Here is a 21,759-nt window from a genome sequence, read left to right on the forward strand (position 1 = left end):
ATGGGTCAAGCGTTGCGGGTGGACACCGACCTGCTGCGAGCGCTGACCCCGGAACTCGCCGCCATCGCCGACACCGCGCAGGAGGAACTCGCCCGCCTGAAGGAAAGACTCGCCGCCGAGGGCAACTGCTGGGGCGACGACGAGCCGGGCCGGGCCTTCGGCGACAGCTACGAGCCCGCCGCCGACAAGGGCATCACCGGCTTCGAGAACCTGGTCCACAATCTGCACGGGATGAGCAGCAGCGTCGCCGACACCGGCGAGGTCATGCTGGACCAAGACCGGAACATCGGCTCCCAGCTCCGCAAACAGGATCCGTTCCACTCCACCCCGGTCGGCAACGCGCCGTACGACCAGCCGCGAGATCCGGCGCCGTCGCCAGCCCCCTCCACACCCGAAGCCGGCAGACCGAATCCCGCTCCCGCCGCCACCGCGCCAACTTCCGCAGACGAACCGACGGTCCCCTCCAGGCCCACCGCTCAGGCCGCCGACCCCAGCGCTGCGGCGAGTGACCCCACCACCGCGCGGGGAACCGCGCAACCCGGCTATCAACCGACCGGCGACCCGTACGGGCCCGGCTCGATGAACCCGGGTGACTACGGCCCGGCCGGCGCGTCCGGACAGCCGGCCGCCGACCCCGGCTCGACTCCTGCTGTCCAGGACCGTGCCACGCCGACCGCCCGGGACGCCGCGCCGACCGGGCGTACCCCGTCGTCACCGGCCACCGCCACGCCTACCGCCACCGAACCGTCGCCCGCGGCGGCACCCAAACCCGGCGCGTCCGGACCGGCGGCCGTCCAGCGGTCGCCGGAGACCCGATGGACGAGGCCACCCACCGAATCGCCGTGGATGCGAAACGCGCCCGGCACGCCCTGGTCGCGAAACGACGGCGGTCGAGCACCGGGTCAAGTCTTTCCGCCGCGCCGCAAGGAGCCTCGGCCCGACGCGGGGAAACCGGTCGGGCCGGGCAAGAGCCACAAGGCGGGCAAGCCGAAACCCGCGCCGGCGGAGGCGAAACGCTCCCACGTGCGGACCGATCCCGACGCCGTGGCCGCCGCACGCGCGCTGGCCGCACGCCATGGCCTCCGGATCGCCGGATTCGAAGACTCCGGCGTGTCGAGACGTACGGTCGATGAGATCGCCGCGGCCGTCGACGGAATCCTCGGCAAATATCCGTTCATAAAGCTGGGCGGTATCGAGATCACCGACCTGCGGGACGGCACGGTCTCGCGCGTGGCGCCGGGTCGCGCGTCCGACGACACAGCTGATGCGGTCACCGGTGGGTGGATCCTGCTCGACCGGGTCGCGGTGGGGAATCCGGCACTGCTCGCGGAAAAGGTCGAGGCCGCGGTTCGGTCGGGCGAACGTGTGGCCGGGCCCGCGGAGCAGCCGATGTATGCCACGATCGTGCGCGACCTCGGCCGGATACTGGAAGTGGCGGCCGGTGCCCACGTGCGGCAGTCGGCGCAACGATCGTTGCTGATGGAGTACCGGCGCATCAGCGGCCCGTGGGACCGCGGCGAAACTTTGGCTGCGATCGTGCGCGGTTATCGGGAGTGGCGCGCCCAACTGGTCCGCGCCTGCTTCCCCGGTGACCGCTTCGATCCCCGCGCGGCCGTGGTCGAAGCCTTCACCGAAGTCGAACTGCGCGGCGAGAGCGCCTGCGGGCCCGCGAAAGTGCTGCACCGATTGGCGATCGAGCACGCCCGCGGACAATCGAGCGCCTGATGGTGCAGATTCCGGACTCTTTCCCCGGCTGGCTGACCGACATGGTGCTGGGGCACTTTCCGGAGGGAGATCCGGAGGGGATGCGCCGCGACGGCGACGCGTGGTCGGACGCGGCGAACGCGCTGGCACCGGTGCGGCATCGGCTGCAGGCGGCGTTGGAGCGGTTGGACAAGGCGGTCGAGGGCGAGGCCGGCGCGGAGATGCAGAAGCAGTACCGCAAAGTCCTCGACCAGATCCAGGCGCAGATCGAGTTCAACAACGCCATGGCCCGGCAGTTGTACGACAACGCCACGGCCATCGAGTACGAGCAGTACGTCATCGTCGGCATCGCCGCGGCGCTGCTGGCCCAGGTGATCATCGATATGGCGATGCCGCCGCCCGGCAGCATCGTCAAGGCGATCTCCGATCGCGCCGAGGCCAGGGTGGGGATGGAACTCGCCCGCCGCGACCTGGTGGTGGCGATACTGGGGAAGGCAGCGCGGTTCGTCGCCGAACATCCGCGTTTGATGCTGGCCACCAAGGGCGTGTTCTTCGGAACCGCGATCGGCGGCGGCGTTCCCTATGTGGCGCAACGTGTCCAGATGGCCCAAGGCCACCGAGAGAAGATCGATTGGCAGAAGGTCGGGATCGGAGCGGCGGCAGGCGCCGCGGGCGGTCTGGTCGGTGTCGAGGTCGGTCGTCGCGTCGCGCCCTTCGCGATCAAAGCGGGCGGGCGTGTGCTCGGCACCGTGGCGGCAGGCGGCGTCGGCGGTATGGCCGGCGGCCTGGCGGGCGGGCTCACCGCCTGGGGTCTCACGGGGGGTGAACTGCGCGGCAAGGACTTGGCGACCATGGTGTGGACCGGGTTCGGTTCGGGCCTGGTCGGGTCGGTCGGGGCGTCCGTGCGAGCCGGACGGGCCGGTGCGAACACGAACCTGAGCGAACCGGTGCCCGCCCTCGATTCGAGCCTGCCGCCCGACGCCGCGCCGCCGGCCAGGATTTCCGCGCCAGGGGATGGCCGGCCGCCGCAGCTTCGTACGGCGGCGCCCGAGCCAACGTCCACCACCAGCGAGGTGGACGCGCCGCCGGCGCGGCGCGCCGAGTCCGGAGACGGGTCGATGGACCCGCCCGACGATCTGTCGCCGGAGATGATGGCCGCGGGCGACGAAATCGTCCGCAATATGGTCGATGACGCCATCGCCCGGATCATGGCGGGCGAGGATCCCGGACCCCTGTCGGACGGCACCGGCGGAACGACATTCGGGAGCGCGCCCGACCACCCCTCTGGCGGGTCGTCGCCCTCTTCGCCGTCGTCGTCCGGGCACGGCGGCGCACCGCCCGCGTGGCGCGATACCGCGATCGCGCGCACTCCGGTCGCCGTGGCAGCCCACCCCGAAGGCGGTTCGGTCACGCCCATGCCGAGCCGTCAGTTCCAGATCAGCGATCCTCAGGTACGTCCGGACCAGCGGGTCGATCTGATCGCCGATGGGACCCTCACCCAACCGGACACTCCCGCGCTCGGCCCCGAAGTCCTTTTCGACGACGGCAGCAGTTCGTACACGAGTCCGTTCATGATCGAACACGGACCTGCCGGAGAGATGTACTTGCTCGCGCCGGAGCAGATGGCAGGCAATCCCGCCCAGGACGCGGCGGGACCCCGACCGGTCGGTGGAACGCTCGAGGAGGGGGCGACCACCCAAGACGGACAACCGCTGCACCACATCGATTTCGACGCGGAGATCGCCAGACTGGAAGCGGAACTGGCGCAGAACACCCCGCCGTCGAGTGCGGATGCCACCGCGTCATCGGTGGAAGCGCCGCTTCAAGGGGCGGACACCACACCGTCGCCCGCTGGAACGGACGACGTCGCCGGGCACGCGCAATCGGTTGCCGATGCGCCACCCATAACTAGCGGGACCGACGGGCACGATGCCGTCCCACAGGCTGGTGCGCCGAGCCCGACGGCCGACCCCGCACCGTCGGGGCCCTTCTCCGCCACACCGGAGCCGCCAAACCCCGTCGCACACGCGGGTTCTCCGAGCCCACGGACCGACCCCGCAGCGACAGGACACGCGACGCCGGGGCCGCGAAACCCCGTCGCCCCATCGAACCCGCCGCAATCGGCCGCACCGACGACTACGAGCGGCGCCTCGCCCACCGGCGAACCGAGGCCACCGCTTGGCCACACACCGCCGAGCGGCTCGCGGAGCACCGGCCCACACACGGCACCGCTGGCCGGCGCCGCACCCGACGCCCACAGCCCCGCCGCCCACGCGAGCACACCGACTTCGTCCGCGACCCCGACGACCCCCACCGCCGCGACCGCGCAGCCGGACGCCGACGACGAACCCGCCGCCGATCCGGAGGAGTTCCCCACACCACCGGGAACCGTCGTGGACGACCCCCGCGAACACAACGTCCAGAAAGACCCCAGGGAGTACAGCGTCCAACAAGACCCCCGGGACCACAACGTCCAGAAGAAGCCGTCCGGAGATTACATAACCATCCCCGGCGTCTCCTACCCGTTGGAGGACGAACCACCCGCCGACGCCATCCCTGTCATACCGCGCACACCCGCCCTGACACCCCTGCCCAACGATTCCGTCGACTTGGGCCGCGCCTTCCAGAACCCCGACGACCCGGAGAACACCTCTGGCCCCACCTCTTCGCGCGCTCCGGACATCACCAATCCCCTGTCGGATCGCCATCTCGCCGCACCGGAAACCGGCTTGGACGCCGGACTGGGAAAGACGCCCGACTCACTCACGATGCCGAGCCGGTACGCGACCGAACCGAGCCCCGATGCCCCCGGCGCTCCCCAAAAACCCGCGGCCCCTCAACTGAATCCACACTCCCTCGAATACAGCGAGGACCCCAGCCGCCTTCCGGCCATAGGCGGCGTCCCACCCCTGCTACCCGCCCCACCACCGAAGAAGACGGAGCCCAAGCGCCTGGTCACCCGAATGGGTGCCGATCCAGAGGAACCGGAACAGCGCAAGCGCCCCCGCAAACAACAACCGCCCCCGCCTCCGCCCCCACAGCCGACGCCGGAGCCCCCGGTGCCGACGCCGACACCGAAACCGGTCCCGCGGCCGAAGCCACGCAAGCGGCCCCAGCCATCAGCACCCCTGGTGCGCGAGGAGTTCGTCGTCCGCGAGGACAGCGAAGCGATCGGCGCGATCGGCGAGGAAGGTGAGCGGGTCCGCGGTGCCGCCGGAACCCGGCGATGGGTGCGGTCGCTGCCACAGAAGCTGCCCTGGCTCAGCGAAGACCAGATCGACACCGCGGAACTGCTGCTCTCCGAGGTGGTGGCGAATTCGCTGCGGTGGACCCAAGGCAAGGTCGCGGTCATAGCCACGGCGACCGATACCGACGACACCCGCAAAACCCGATTCACGGTCACCGACGACAGCGAAGTCGTCCCGGAGCGGACCGGCATGCCGGACTGGGACGCCGAGCGCGGGCGCGGCGGCGAGTTCGTCGCCATGCTGTCGGACGCCCACGGGGCCACGGTGCACGAGAACGGCAAATCGACCTGGTTCGAGCTGCATGGGCCGCGCGGTGACGACCCGGCGTCACCATCACCCGACAATGCCGAGACCGCGGGCATTGCGGAGACTCCCGCGTCAGCCGTCGACACGACGCCTACCCGAGACCAGCCCACCGCGATCGAGTTCGTGGTGCGTGCGCAAGGGCCTGACCCGAGGGCCGAGGCGGCGCGGATGCGCGCGGGCTCACAAGCCTGGGATCAGTTGAGTGACCAGCTGTTCGACTGGCCTGCCGACAAGATCGATGACGCGGGACTGGAACTCGCTGAGCATGTGATGATCACACTGGAGAACAGCGACGACGGTTCTGTCCGGGTAGCGCTGGAGGAAAGTGGTGATCCCGGTGAACGCCTGCTACGCGTCACGGTCGGGGATTCCAGCTTCGAAGTGCGGGAAGCTCACGAGCTGCCGCAATGGCTGGCCGATGCCATAGAACCGGTCCGCCACCTGCGCTTGAACGTTCCCGGCCAGCTGGCCATCGCGGTGCGGTATCGCGATATCCCCAAGATCGCCAGAGCCCTCGCTCCGCTCAACCATCTCGGTATCCCGGCGGACGTCGCACAAGATGGTATCGACCGCGGATTGCGCCATCGGGCGCGAATCAACCGCGGGCGGCTGCACGCGTCGCTTCGCAACGTCATGGCCGAGCCTACTGTGTACCGTTCCGGCGACTCTGTGGTCGAGCTCGATATCTACCCTTTCTGGGACCAGGATTTCCGCAGTGGACTGAGTCAGCTGGACCTGACCGGGCGCAACGACCGGATGCTGCCACTCGGTGAATTCGTCGACGCGATCATCACCGAACTCGAGCAACGTCGGCAGGCGTTCGAACCGCAGAACTCGGTGCACTCGGCCGAGGCGAGCGAGAACGTGCCCGCACCCGAGGTACGGAGCACTACCGACTCTGCCGAACGTCCGGCGAGCAACGATGCGTCGGCACAGGCAGTACCGATCCCCCGGCCGGAAGGTGCCGACACCACGGCATGGCTGTCCGCGGTTCGCCGATATTCGGGTTTGTCGCCGGGAGAACTCGATGAGCTCGTCGGCGCGACGCCGGGCACGTGGCAGGCGGCAGAGCTGGGCGAAACGGACCTGGAAACAGCACACGTCCGGGCGTTGCTGCGCCGAATACTTCCCGAGGGACACACCATCTACACGGACGTGGCCGCGCACTATCCGGGTCTGCTGTCGCGCTGGGGGAAGAAGATATTTCCGGAAGGTTATGCGCGGATCGGCGAATATATTCGGTTCCTTCGCGAGTCGAACGGTTTGACGCAAGCACAGATGGCTCAGCTGCTCGGAAAGTCCAAGAGCACTGTCGAAGTCTGGGAGCGGGGCACACGCTCACCCGCGAAGAAAATGATCACCGCCATGCTGGAGAAGCTGCGATATACCTACGGCGTTACCGTGGACGAGATCACCGAGACCTTCTCGTACCTGCCCAGAGAAGCACCGGTCTTTCCGAATCCGGGGGTCGCCAGGTCATTCGGCGAGTATCTGAAGATCTTCCGAAGCCTGAATAATCTTCAGCCTGCGGACGCGGCGCGCATCCTCGGATACACGGCGGAAACGATACGCTCACACGAGGCCGGCGAGACGGCACGCTCCGAAGAACTCGAAATGCTCGCCGCCTATGACCGTGTGCTGCATCGTGCGGGCCCGTGGAACGATTTGGCCGAAGCGTGGGGATACAGCTACCGCATGAATCCCGCGGGCGAAACCTTTCCCGATCCGGCCGACTACCGAACGGTGCACGAGTGGATGAAGGCGCTGCGACTGCATCAGCGAATGACCCAGGAGCAGTTCGCGGAGCGGGTCGGCAGGAGTAAGCGAGGTCTGGTCTACGCGGAGAGCAGGAGCAGACCGGGTCTGCGGTTCCTTCGAGAGCTCAGGGACACGTTGGAGATGCCGAACGATACGCTGGTCTCGGCCCTGCGGCTCTATTACGCTCGACCGGGCGTCGAGCCAATCGACGAAACCGACGAGGCCCTTTTTTGGGAGCTGATAGCCACCCCGGTCGGCTCGGCAGAAGAGGAGTCGGTCCGAAATCGGATCATCGAACGCTACGCCTGGGTCGCGCCGATAGCGACACGTTACTGGCGCATTCCGGACCAGCAACGCGAAGATCTCATTCAAATCGCCAACATCGCCATTCTGCAAGCTGTTACGAACTTCGTTCCACTCACCGGGAATTTTGCTTCGTTCGCCGCATCCCATGCGCGCCACGCGATGCTGGACACGCTCTATGACTACCGCTATCCCGGCATCACCGACAGAGATACCCGCAACCTGCTCGGCAAGATAGACAGATACCGGGACGAACAGTACCGCGAAACCGCGCGATACCCTGCTGATTCCGAGGTAGCGGAAGTATTGGGGATAGCAACGGCCGAAGTCACCAGCGCACGAGCGCTGGCGGGGCGACCGACACGACTGGACGCACCGACCCGAGCGGATTCGAAGAGCGATCAATACGATGTCGCGATCCCCGCGCAGGAACCGGCACAGGACACCGACTCCGAACCGGCTGAATTATCCTTCACTACCGAGAGACTGACGGAGGCATGGGATTCTCTCTCCGAACTTCCCGAAGGAGATCTCGCACAGGAAATACTGCGACTACAGTTTCTCGATGACGCGGAATTGTCGCTCGCTCAGGTGAGTGAACGTCTGGGCATCCCACTGACCAAGGCTCAGCAGCTCATGGCGGCGGCCATGGAAAGGCTGCGGACGGCACTTCCCGTGGCCGCCGATCGGGCCGCGGCCGAGCAGGACGCGAACAACGACGAGAACACCTCCCGCGCCGACGCTCCCGACCAGCCCAAGCGGTCTGGTGGCAGCGAACAGACCCCAGGCCCGACAGTCTCCTTCCAGGACGTCGATCCGTTCGGCCTGCCCGCCCGGAACCGACGGTTCGGGCGCGTAGCCGGCCCCGACCCCCGCGTCTTCCACCACGACGAGAACGACCCGCTGGCCCGTCCCTACGGCCATGCCGTACCGCCGACGCCGGGCGCGGCCGAGGACGAGCATGCGTCCGATCCACCTGCTCAACCCGGGTGGACGCAACCTGATAGCCCGGTCGGCGACGCCGAGTCGGTCGCGCAATCCGCCGAATCGCTGCCCTTCGCGGACCAGGGAGATGAGATCGGAGACGATGTACCGGGTCCCGTAGCGATCGATGATCTCTTGGCGGATCTTCCCGAGGCGTCGAGGCTTCTCGGGCATGCGGTGCAGCAGAGGCAACCGGTGGACTGGCAGGCGCTGACGCGAGATACGCAGATCCTCCTGCTCGGTGAAGATCACAGCAACATATCCGGACGAGTGTTCCTCGAGCGGCAGGCTGCAGCGCTGCGCCGTGCCGGTGTCACGCACTTCGGCATCGAGGCGCCGCCACATCCGGCCATCGATGCGGTGAACGCCGGTATACCGATGGACCTTTCCGGCGTCGAACTCGGTCCGGCCCGGGACGGATACCTCGGTCTCGTGTGGGCGATGTCGGCCCAAGGAATAAAAATCGTACCGTTCGACGTCAGGATTCCCGGTTCGGAACACGGATCGCCGTTGCGGGATATTCGCGAGTCGCACATCACCAAGACAATTTCCCAGATCGTGGCGGAAGACCCCGATGCGATTATCGCGGTCCAGATCGGGATGGATCACATCACCGAGGACCAGGAAATATGGCAGCGAACTACCGGAACATCCGGGATGCCGTTACATGCCCGCCTGAGGGAAGCCGGTTTCACGACGAAATCCATCTCGATCTGGGGTGGGGACACCGGCCAAGACGGTCCCATCAACGGCATCGTGGAGCGTTTGGATCTCCAAGATCAAACGTTTATCGCTGATCTACAGGAATTCCGGCGTGCCGGCGGGAAGTTCCCACGGTGGGGATCCGATTTCTTGCTTCACCTCGGCAACACCGATAGTTTCTGGCTGCCCGATGCCGATCGGGAGATCGTCGGGTGGGGCCCCGCGGTACGACTGACCGCGTCACAACAAGATGCGTACATCGCACAATTCACCCCGGCCCCGGAGCCGGAGTTCGACTGGCAGTACAGACCACATGAGCCACCGCAAGGACACGCCGAAGAGACCACCGAAATTCACCTGACCGTACCGCACAGAAGTCAGCGGAATGCGTTGTCCGGCCAGATCTTGGAGGGTGACGTACGAGCCTTCGTGGACGACTGGGCCAACGACGACCATGCTCGTTCGTTCATCAAGCTGACCTTGGACCTGGCAGCGATGTATACCGGGTTGACCGACGGTGCGGAAATCACGGCCGCGAAGACCGGGACTCCGGGCCGCCGGATCATGCGCGTAGAAATAACCGGCTCGGACGGTGAACCATCGGTGCAAATCCCGGATTTCGCGAAGATATACACCCTGAGCAAACTCCATCTGATGACGCACCGGTACGGGCAATCCGACGGTGAAACCGCTACCTGGTTCGAGTTCGACGAATCGGGGCCGGATTTCAGCATGGCCGGTCTCAGGGCGGTCCACGGCACCCCTATCCCGGTCACGGCACGAGGGGTTGGGACTGGGACGACCGAGCAGCCCGAAATCACGCACGATGTGGACGGCCGGCCGACTGTCGACAGTCGAGTGCCGGAGTTCCGCAGGCCGAGCGACGAAGCGATGGAGCTGTGGCAGCGGATTCTCGATGCCGAGCAAGCCGGCGATCCGCGGGCGCGGGAACTGCGAGCCGAGGCGCAACGACTCATTCCCGACGACGGAGAGCGTGCTTACGCCGAGCGTTACGTCGGCAACGAGCGCAGGGCCGCGGCGTTGGCCCAGGAGTTGGGAATCACGGCCGATGAGCTGCGCGCGCTGATGACAGCGGAGCTGCGGCGTGCGTTCAGTGGCGACATCGTCATTCGGGTCAGAGCCATGACGCTGCACAAGGTCATCGACAGCCGGAGATTCAAGACCGTCTTCGAGACCGCGGCCCGAAGCGTGATCGGCCGAGTGCAGTTGGAGCGCAGGGCAGAGCTCGAACGGGAACTGTTCGGATACGCGCTCGATCTCGCGGCGGAATCGCGGCCGGTGTACGCACGCGTCCGTACGACCCGTGGCTCGTGGGAGCACGAGGGCGAAGTGGCAGACGAGTACGGCGGCGTGGACGTCGTACTGAAATCCGCTGTCGCGTCGAGGACTACGGCGAGCGTCGGCAGTCCATGGGGCGTGAAGGCCATTCCGAGCAGCGTCACCGATCCCCAGCCCGAATCATTCGCTGCTACGCCGAGCCACCATGGCGAACTCGCCTATTTCGGACTCGAAGGCATCGACCGCGACTATGCGGGCGAAAGGTTCCTTCGCAACAGTTACATCGAAGCCCAGATCCACGGTGGTGTCACGATCGCCGACATCGACCATGTGGTTTTCCATCGGGAGCCGCCGGACGACCGACTGGAGACAGCCCTGGCCGAGGCAGGCATCCCCTGGTCGATGGCCTCCGATTACTCCGGCAACCCGCGCGGGCCGTCGAGCCAGCGCCCATCGGACAACTCGGATCGCCCGCCGAGCGCCGCTGAATCCGGTGCGACGAGCAAACCGGGCCCGACACCTTGGCAACAGACCAGGGCACCCGGCGCCCGTATTCCCCAGCCGCCCACCGCTGCGCCCGCAAACGGTCCGGTCCGGCCGGATGACGCACTCGATGTCCACCGTCCGGATCGCAACGGCGCGCGGCGGACCGATCCCGGCATGATGAACGCCTTCGGTGACAAGGTGGACCCGAAGGCGTGGGCGTTCAAGAAGCCGGGACGGGGCGGCGAACCGGATCGAACGCCGGACGGGACAGTCGTTCGGACCACCGGATCGCCGACGGCCCCGAACGACTCCGGCCGGCGAGTGCCCGACTCGCCTGCGCTGGTACGCGCGGCTCGGAATGGCGACAGCGTCGCGTTCGACCGGCTACGGGCAGACTTGGCGGAGCCGATCGTCCAGTGGATGGCGGCCAGAGTGGATGGCGATCGAGCGGCGGCCGAGGGATTGACCGACGAGGTATTCGCTCGTGCTGCCGCGAGGATCGGGCAGCTGCGTGAAGGACAGGACATCAAGCAGTGGCTCGGAGTCATCGCGCGGAATGTTCTGGTCGAGCAGCAAAGATACGAACGGCTGCGGGACGGGATATGGGCCTCGTACGTGGGCTCGCGAAACACCGCATCGGGTCCGCGCGGCGGACTGCTGGCGAAAGCCGATCGCGCGACGGTACTGCGTGCTGTGCGCCAATTGCCGCCCGACCATCGGAAGGTCCTCGTCTGGCGGTTCGAGCAGGGCAAGTCGGCGACGCAGATCGCCGAATCGATGCCGTCCTCTTGGGGCTCACGAACGGTTCGGAAATTGGAGCGCAGGGCCGCGCAGCGCGTGGTCGAGGTGGTCGCCGGAGAACTCGGTGTGGTCGCGGGTGGACGGAGTGCCGAGCGCCAGCAGCAATGGCGGACCGTCCAGGAGGCGGACCCGGCCGAACTCGAGCGGCATATCCCCATGCTTCCCGAGCGACAGCGCGAGATCGCCGCTCTCCTGCTGCTGCGCACTGCGCCACCTGGAAAAGCGGCGAAGGCGCTGGACACTTCGCCCAGAAGACTCAAGGCCACCTTGCACCAGGAGATCGTCCCGGCCTTGGCCACGTTGCTCACCGGTGGTGTGTTGCTCACCGACCACGAGGCGGTGATGCTCACGCGGGCCGCGCAACGGCACGACACGGCTGTGCTGGCGCCTTATGTGCGGGGACTCGATCCGCTCTACCAGAACACATTCGAGCAGTTCTTCATACAACGACGGACTGTCAACGAAATGGCCGCCGCGCAAGGCATCAAGCCGAAGACGATCTACATGCGGGTGTACCGTGTGGCCCAATTCCTGGCTCAGAAGGTTCCCGCGGAGCTGCGCGAGAGTTATACGAGCCGAGGCCTGCTCCAGACGGCCACCACGAGCGATGTCGCCCGCGAGGCAGGGGTCAGTCAGAGTACTGCCGAGAAGGTGCTGCGCGGTGCGGGAGGTTTCGCACCGGAGACCAAGCGTCGCGTTCTGGAAGCCGCGGACCGGCAGGGGGTGACCTTCGTACAGCGCGAAGGAGTCGCACCGCCGCTTCGCGTCGTCGGCCCTGCGGACCAGTACCGGTATATGGGTGGCGACTCGGGATACCGGATGACTCGATACGAGGCCCACGTACTGTTCGAAGCCGCGGTCCGCAGTGGAAATCCAACGGTCGGTGATTTCATCGTGCGTATCCCGGATGCGTCCGCGGCCGATGGCGGACCGCTCTTTCCGGAGCATCGGCTGTGGCAGATGATGCCGCCCCACGTCCAGCGGTTCCGCAAGGTTCTGCACCTGCTGACGGACGTCCGGCTCCCGGATGGCCGGGTGCTGGATTCTTCGACGCCAGCGCTCATCGAGCAGCGGCCGCCGGGCGCCGTCGTGTCCGATTTCCAGTTCGATCGGCTGCGCGCCATGGTGCTGCGCAGTATCGAAGGGCTGCGGCGAGCGCTGGGCGAAGTACCGGTGGAACCGCTGCGACAGTGGCTTCCCGGATTCCCGGAGGATCGGGACACAGAGGGATTCCTGCGGTTTCTCGCCGATGAGTGGACCGATCAATTCTCGCGATATCGGCAAGCGGGTTGGGCCGAGATGTTCACCGACCTGGAGATCCCCGGCCGAGACCCGTTGGCCGCGGTACTCGAGAGCGCGATCTTCATGATCCCGGCGCGGTTCGAGGTGCTGCACGGGAGTCTCGGCAGAGAGCACATCCGGATCGATCGCGGCCGGATCGCGGCGATAACAGGTTGGGCGGGAGCCTTGATCGGGGATCCGGCGTTGGATTGGGCGTGGCTGAACCACCGCGGGGCCGGTGATTACGTGCCGTCGCGCCTCAGACCACCCAATATGCCGATTTACGCGAGCTTGCTGCACGTCCGTCGAGCCGTTCACGGCGCGGTGGAACTGGTTTCGCAGCCGCGACCGGACCCCCACAGAATCGCGGAGTACGCGACGAGTTACGCCATAGCCCGCCGATTCTGGGGCCTCCCGGCTCGGGACTCAGCTTCTCTCGAGGATATCTTCGACGCCCACCGCCGTAGGCTTTCGACCGAAGACGCGCCGGCCCAGGAATCCCGTGGGGAGCAGCGCAGGCAGACACCGTGGAGCGGCGCCGCTTCGTCGTCCCGGCCGGGTACCGCACCGCTCGCGCAGGACAAACCCAGCAGCCCTACGCCTTGGAAACGAACTACGGCCGGTGGGGGTCGCGGAAGCGATGGCACGCACCCCGGCCCGGAAGTGAACTTCCACGACATCGTCGACGAGCGCGCGGCGCTCGACCTGCCGCCGGTCCGTCAACGCCGCCGACCATTCGGCCACATGCGCGGGCTTCCGGGACTCGATCCCGCACTGGCCTTTCACCACAACCCCGACGACGGCCGAGAATGGGGCACACCCGGCGATAGGACGGAGGCAGAGCCGCAACACGAGATCTCCGAGGTACCGGACGAGCAGCGGCTCGCGGAGCAGGACCGTCCGGCCGCCGGGCCAGGGCCGCGAGAGGGACTCATCGACGCCACGTCGGCGTCCGCCGCGGCAGTGAGTTCGACGACCGGATCCCCGGCGGACGGCCCCCGCAAACGAGCTAAGCCGATGGGCGACATCGGGATTCTGCCTCGCGAGGTCGAGGTGCTGGATATGACCCTTCAGGGCCTGTCGCGCAATGAGATTGCGGAAAGACTGGGGCTGCGGCCGGAGACGGTCACCAATTACCGCGCCAGCGCCGCCAAGAAGCTCGGTACGGTGGGCGTGATCGCCACCGTGGTCGAAGCCAAGCGCTGGGGCCTGCTGACGGATACCGGCACGGAGGAATCGACTCTTTTCACTGTGTCCGACGAGGACAGAAAGCTGCTTCAGCTGCTGGCCGAAGGAAAGACGGCCCAGCAGATCGCGCGGGAACGGAAGGTGACACCAGAGACCGTCGAGCGCCATTCCGCTCGAATCGGTGCGGAGTTGGGGGCCCCCGGACAGCTACCGATGGTCATGAAGGCCATTCGTCTCGGAATAGTCACTGTCGACAACGGCGGGATCGTGACCGAGGCCCGTGAGCACAGTCCGTCCCACCATGCGCCGAACGGGAGCATCGGAGAGGTCACCACCGAGCCGACCGGGCAGCCCATCCTCCGGCAGGTGCTGCCCGCCGATGTGCACACCGCCGAAATCCTCGACAGCGGACGGAGCCCGGCGCTGACGGTGCGGCTGGCCGCCGAGCAATTGCTAGGTGATCTGGGACTGCAAAACGAGCCGCTTCCGTCATGGCCCACCGGAAAACCACGCTGGCCTGCGGATTTGGTGGGTGATACCGCCGGCACCGGCAGATATGCGGCTGTGGCAGCCGCCCCCGGCCAGATGTACCGCGCCATCGGTCTCGATGCCAAGGATCATGAACCGGTCAGCCGAGCCGCGATCCCGAGCATCACACGACACCGAGAACGTTCGCACCTGCGGGAACTATCCTCCGCGCATCCCGGCATCTATTGGACTCAGGTGCTGGCTTCCGCCAAGGACAACGCGATAGACGTGCAGTCCGGCCTGACCGAGACCGAGTTGAGCCACAACGAAATCGAGGTCGTCCTCCGCCCGGATCCCGCGCATCCCGATTCCGGCTCCTTCGAGATACTTCCGGTGATCGCCGGATCGGACGCGTCCACCTCGCCGCTGTTTTCCGGGCGATTCCGCGTCAGTGGCAGCACGGTGCTCACCGCGATCGCAGTCCGGCGCGCCTCAGACGCTTCGGAGGCGCCCGATGAATTGGATTCCGCAGATCCGCCCGCCCCGGCGAAGCAACCGGAAGCCTCGACCACCGGTGTGCCCGAACCCGCTGCCCCCCGGCCTGCAGGTCTGATCGGGGACGTTCCCGACCTGGTGAACCCCTTCGACGACCGCGGCGCACCCTGGGATCGCGGCGGCCCGGTGCCCAGGCACAAGCGGATCGAACGGATCGCGGAAACACACATAGACGGTGGTGGATTCACCCGAGGTGGGAAAGCCGGATCGGAGCTGCCCGTCGCCGAAGACAGATCCGCAAAACCGCGGGCGACGACACCTGCCGGCGAGGATGCGCCGGATACGGGCGAGCCGTCGGGCCCCGCTGCGCAGGTGCCCGCCGCTTGGCTGACCGAACAACTGCGGAAGGCCGCCGTGCGGGCGCGCGAGCGTGCGTGGCATACCCTGCGGGAGAGGACCGCAGGCTTGCCTTTCGGCCCGGACGACGTGCTCTCCGGGGCATACCGGCGTTATCTGGACGATCCGGCTGCTTTACAGGAGTTCAAGGCGGCGACCGCAGATGTCGGTCACACCGACCGAATGTCGCTGATCGCGATTCTGGAACAGGCAGCGGCCAAGCACCGAGCAGCCGGTGCGCCGATAACTGTGGATCCCGGACAACTCACCGTCCCCGAGGTACCGACCATCGCCTACCCCGAGGATCTCACCCCCGCCGAAGCGGGATCCATCGTCGCGGACGTGATCGAAACACAACTACTCGGCAGACAAGCGATCTGGGCCAGTGGAAAACTCCCACTCGAGTTCCACGGATTCGACCGCTGGGCGCTCACGGCCACGCCTGATTCCCGCCCGCCGGCAGTCACCGTGAACAACATGATGAACTGCATCAAGTTGCCGCTGTACGGTGGCGTTCTCGCCCAGGTGCTCGACCGTGGTTATCTGCAGTCGTACATCCGGTTCGAGTGGTGGAACACGATTGCCGTCCCGCAGGCGAGCGGCACGGCGATGCAATGGCAGGACGGCACGGAGATCACCGCGGAGGAAGTGGGCCAGCACGGCAATTTGTCATTGCTGTTCCTCGCGCCGCACGGCGTACACGAGTACCACGCCGACAGGCCGAACACCATACTGCCGCACCGCGGCGACCTGGTGTTCTTCGATGGACTCGGTCATGTGGCAGTGGCGACCGGGCGCTTGGGCGTCGACGGATCTCCCGAAGTGTTCACATTCTGGCCGTACCGGTCCTGGCCGATGGTCGAAACCGTCCGGGTTTCGACGGTCGATGCCGAGGCAGCACAGCTGTCCAGGTCCGGCAATCCGACCGCGCCCGACGACGACGATTCGGTCCGTGTCGAGTTCGGCCCCGGGCCATGGGGGCGTGGAGGTCGTCGTTACGAACCGGAACTACAGGATTGGCTGCGAAGCCACACGTCCGATACCGCCGCTGTGCCCGAGCGCGAGCCTCGCGCGGCCGCCGCGATCGCGGCATTCGAAGCTGCCCGTGACCAACCGCGTTCCGACGATGCTCCGGCCAACCCGGCGCCCGCCCGCACGAACATGATCGGCAACGTTCCCGACCTCGTCAACCCCTTGGACGACCGCGGAGCGCCTTGGGACCGCGGCGGCCGGGTGCCGAGACACCAACGGACGGACAGACTCGCGGAGCCGCACATCGACGGCGGTGGCTTTGCCCGTGGTAACCGGCCCGATCCGCAGAACCCGCCGAGCGCCGGAGTGGTGCGGAACCAGGTGCGTTACTCGGACCTGCTGTTCAATCCCTCGCCGGATGAGGCTGCCGCCGCCGCGGTACGCGATCTCCCGACGACCGCGGGACCACTGGGTCCCGAACTCAACCTCGATTTCCTGCCGTTCTTCGCGTCCGATGGCTTGACGACAGATGAGGACGTGGAGACGGTGGCGACAGCGGTCGGCGACATGCTGCGCGAGCACAACTGGCGGGATACGGCCCAGATCGAGGCCGCGGCCGAGCTGGTACGAGCGGCCGGGCTCAACGCGGTCAGGTATATGACGAGTTATACCCGCGCGCTGCAGCGAGCTGGCGTCTCGCAGTGGGACGAAGAGCGAGCCCTGCACGGAATCAAGGCGAAGCTGATGCTGCGGCTGTCCACCCAGGCCGATGCCCGTTCGCTGTACATGGCATTGGAAATCGAACAGTACCGTCCCGAACGATCTCCCGACGACGAGTTGTTCACCTGGCACGCTCCGCTGTTCAGTGACGTTCAGGTCGAGGCAGGAGTACGGACCTTGCTCGACTCGGCCACCGTGTCCGACGTCGAACAGTGGGGCGAGATCTGGGCTCGCTTCGACGAGCCGCGATCGGACGCCGACGGCGCTGTCGACGAGCCGCCGCCGCAAGGTGATCTCGCAGCCAAGTCCCGCATCGTGCGCAAACTGTACGACGACCACCACATCCGCATTGTGGGATGGGAGGACTCGGTCGTCCCGGCGCAAGCCGTCGAATCCGTCGACCGCGCGCTGCGCGACCGGATAGCGGAGTACGGCAGCCGGTTCGCCCTACGGGACGTAACGTTCGACGACATCGAGGAGTTCGGCCTGACCCGGAGTTTCGGCACCACGACTCCGGATGCGAAGGATCACTACACGTCGATCACGGTCAACCGCAGGATCTTCACCGACCCGGAAGTACGGCGGGAGTGGGCGGAGCAGGTCTCCAACCACCGTTATGCGGAGTCGGCCGAAGACCTGATCTACCAGTTGATCCACCACGAGTTCATTCACGTGGTCGTGGACGATGGCAACTGGATGCTCCATGCTCCTGCGATGGCGTTGTTGCGGTCGGCTTATGCGCTCTATCGTGATTCGGAGCTGATCCCGGCGGATGTCGAATTCACCGAATGGCTCGCACTTCTTCCCACATACGCGCTGCTGTCCGATCCGCATTCCGAGACAGCAACGTTCAATCCGGTCGAGGGAGTACCGGAAGGGGCCAGGGCCGGTGCGGTGGGATCTTCCTCAACATTGACCGATCCCGCGCGGATATTGCATTGGCTGACAGTCACGCGTGATGGTTCGTCACCTGCGCCGACGTTGGCACAGTGGGCGAAGCGACAGGCCGCTGTGGTCGGGGAAGGCCGCAGTGTTCTGCTGCTGTTGCACGACTTCAGGGATGTCACGGGCCGCGCCGACATCGAGGTGCCTGCCGGGCTCCGCCCACAGGACAGCGCAGCCGACGTACTGGAGACCGCGACCGGCCACAAGCTGCGGCATTTCACCGATGTCGGGGAGGTCATCACCCAGCTTCGCGCTTGGGACCACTCACCGGACAGCCATCGTGACGGAGTATCGGCGCTGGTAGTCGAGGACGGCCGCTCCTACTTGCTGGTGCGTCGCGCTACCGAAAGCGGCACGGCCCGAATCGAGGTCAGGAATCCGGGCGAAGGCGTGCTGCGGGCCAACCACCATCTGCCGCTGGGATCACCGGAACTGCCTGGCGTGCGCGCGATGTTCTTCGACGAGAACGGCAGACCCGCGCCGAACGACGGTACTCGGCCGGACGCCGGTCCGCCCGCAGGGGAACCTCCTGAACCGCAAGTCGCCGAGGAACCACCGACCACCGCGACAGCTGGACCACACTCGAACCGAGGCGATGATTCGACCGCGGCGACGACCGACCCCCACACCGGAGCCGACCGCACCGGGCCGGAAAACCCCGCCGCGACAACACGTTCGCCCGGCCCCGCACCACCGCGCGCCCTTTACCAACCCAGCGTCGCCGAAGCGACCATGGCGGCCCGGCGCCTGATCACCGATGTCGAGTTCCCCGACAAGGGGAACACCAGTTCGGTGGTCCGCAAAATGCGTTCCAGCGACGGTGAAATCAACATCTACAAACCCGAAGCGGGGGCGAATAAGGAGGCCGAAAGCGTCAACCCCGAACTGGACACCTACACCGCCAACGAGGTAGCGGCCTACCGCTTCAGTGAGATCGTCGGTTTCGGGCGGATACCTGCGACCGCGCGCACCGAGGGAGTCATCGGCCCGGAAGACAGCTCGGGGCCAGGGATGATCCAGCAGTTCGTCGTTTCGACACCAGGCGAGGCGATCGACAAGTATTCGGTCGTACAGCAGCAGCAGGTGGCTGTTATCGACGCCACCATCGGCCAATCGGACCGCCGGGGCAACTGGCGCACCGTCAAGCGCGGCGTCCAGCGCGACCTCCTCGCCATCGACCACGCTTGGTCGTTTCCCGTTTCCGCCGATCCATTCGACATCGATATCGATTCCCCCTTCGTCGCCGCCCACCAAGGGGAGCAACATCCACTCGAACCAGAAGTTCTGGACGCTATGCGCGCCGTGGACATCGACCACATGCGGGCCGCGTTCGAAGACGCCGGTCTGCACCACGGTAGTGTCGAGGGAGCTCTGGCCAGGTTCGTCAGGATTCGAGAGCTGGGCTACATCCCCGACGACCTCCGGATCATCGCGGATGACCCCGTTGGCGCGGGCGGCGACCTGCACCACGGCAAGACGGTGCGGCTCGAGCACAACAGCGACCGATCCGAAGCGGAGCTCGGTGCCGACCGTTCCGCTGAACTCCTGGAAGACGCGGTGGGCGGGCCCCAGGACCGGTCGGGCGTGGAGGTATTGCGCAGTGGTACGGCTGTCGAAGTCGCCGTGTGGTTGCGGCGGACGTGGCGGGTAGAGCTGTCCGGCTTCGATGAGCAAGAGCGGGCCCGGGATGTGGCTCGTGGCATCGACCACATGTTCACCGAATACCGGAAGTTGAGCGCACGCAGCGGTGCCGTCGTCGCGGTCGGCAGAGTCGGCGGCGGTAAAGGCATCCATGTGGCGGTCCATCGTGACGAGAGCGGCCAGATTTTCATCGATTCGATGACCGTGGACCCGCGGCTGCTCGGCTCCGCGTCCGAGTCCGCAGGTGAACAACTCTATGGCTCGATCGTCGGTGCGATCGGTGCCGTCCTGGTCGACGCCGGAGTCGGCGTCGTGCGAGAACGCGCTTTCGACTATCTGTATTCGCATTACCTCGGCTCGCGACCCGATCGCAACGGCGATCAGGACACCGCTTTCGAGGACTGGTTACGCGGCCAGCTGGGCGATTCCGTCTTCGAGCCACGAAGCCGGATTCACCTCAGAAGACGTAGTCTGTCGAGCCGTTTCGATGTCTGGCAGGCCGCGCGAGCGGCGGTCGCGGAGGTGGAAGTCAACGGACGGGGCAACGCTTCGGACGCGGCACGGACACTGCATCGGCTGCTGTTCGCGCAGCTGCGTAGCGATCCGACGTCGCTGGATCTTCTCCAGACCGCTCTGCCGGAGGTCGCCCGGCACGCGCGGATCCAGTGGGGCAGAGGATCCGAGAACGCGCGGGATCTCGCGGCGACGTTCGCGGCCGAACGCGGCATCCCGGTGATAGGGGCCGACTTTTCGGATGCCGATGGGAAGAAAGTGCGTGCGCTCTTCAGAGGACTGCACGCCATATGGGACGTTTTCCCCGACGTCGAAATCCGGTCAGTGACTTTTCGGTCGATGAACCTGTCCATCAGGGCCATGCAGGGCGAGGATCCGAAAGAAATAGTCTTCAACCGAGAGTACCTGCGTAACGAGTACCCAACGGATCGGGTAGCGGGATTCAGATATGGTGTTCACCGCACTCATGACGAGGCGATGTATCGCTTCGCAACGGTCATGGTCGCCGATGCCGGTAGCGCCATTCTGGATGATGTGTTTCCCGCGTTGCTCACTCGTTGGCTGCAAGGAAAGGCCAGCGGGCAACACGGCTATAAGAAGGATTTCGGGCCGTGGCTCGGATCTCAATTCTCCCGGTTCAGCCGCCGGGCGGCCCAGCGCGACGACGACAAGTCTCCGCATCGATATCTGTACTTGGACGAGGAAGCGGCTCTCGCAGAGTCGGTCGTCGAAGTCGTGCGGACAGAAGAGCCGACCGATGGGCAGCGAGTGCTCTATGCGCTGCTGATGAAGCATCTGACTCCCGAACGGCGTGCGGCGAGCGAGTCCGCCGACCGCTCGCAGCCGGAGCAAGCACGACGAGACGCGAACGCGTCGGGACTCTCGGATACGGCCGAATCCGGGACGGGGCTGATCCTGGAAGCGGTCCCCCATACGGAACTCACGGCCGCGCTGGCGACATACGGCGACACCGGCGGCGGCTGGACCGGTGCGGACAGCACGTACTCCCGGCGCTTGCCGGACGGCAGGCAGCTGTGGATGTTCTCCGACACGTTCCTCGGCACCGTGCACCCCGACGGGTCGAGACCCGCGACGAGCCCGATGGTGAAGAACACCTTCGTCGTGGACGACCGGGGCCGGATGTCGACCGTTCATGGCGGGACGGCAGATGCCCCGACCGCGGTGGTGCCGGCGCCGGAGGGGCAGATGTTCTGGGTCGGCGGCGGATACGTCACGGGAAACGTCCTCAACGTCATGCTGGTTCGGTTCGTCAACACCGACCCGGACGATCTCATGTGGGGCATCTCCTGGAAGGAGAACCGGCTCGCCAGATTCGACGCGGAGAACCTCGGGCTGATCGACCTCACCCCGATGCCATCTCGGACCGGGGTCATGTGGTCGGCGTGGCTGGACTACGACGGCACCCACACCTACGTCTACGGCACCAAGGACTCGGGCGGCGACAAGTACATGCACGTGGCCAGGGTGCTCGGCGACGACCTTCGCGCACCATGGGAGTTCTTCGACGGCGAAGGCTGGTCGCCGGAGG

The 21,759-nt window shown here is 66.4% G+C and carries 2 protein-coding genes (1 of these 2 only partly in view); both read left to right on the forward strand.

Translation table 11 applies throughout. The annotated features are described in order from the left end of the window. A complete protein-coding gene (locus ACWDMM_RS20350; RefSeq protein ID WP_357106916.1) occupies positions 1 to 1,725 on the forward strand; it encodes a WXG100 family type VII secretion target in 1,725 nt (574 codons plus the stop codon). Then, a protein-coding gene (locus tag ACWDMM_RS20355; protein ID WP_449938858.1) for a sigma-70 family RNA polymerase sigma factor crosses the window boundary here: on the forward strand, positions 1,725 to 21,759 show its 5' portion. The gene runs 5,567 nt beyond the window's last position; the window shows 20,035 of its 25,602 coding nt (coding positions 1–20,035); the start codon lies at positions 1,725 to 1,727; its stop codon lies beyond the right edge, outside the window. Before ACWDMM_RS20350 ends, ACWDMM_RS20355 begins: the two co-directional genes overlap by 1 nt.

The organism is Nocardia sp. NPDC003726, from assembly GCF_053586955.1.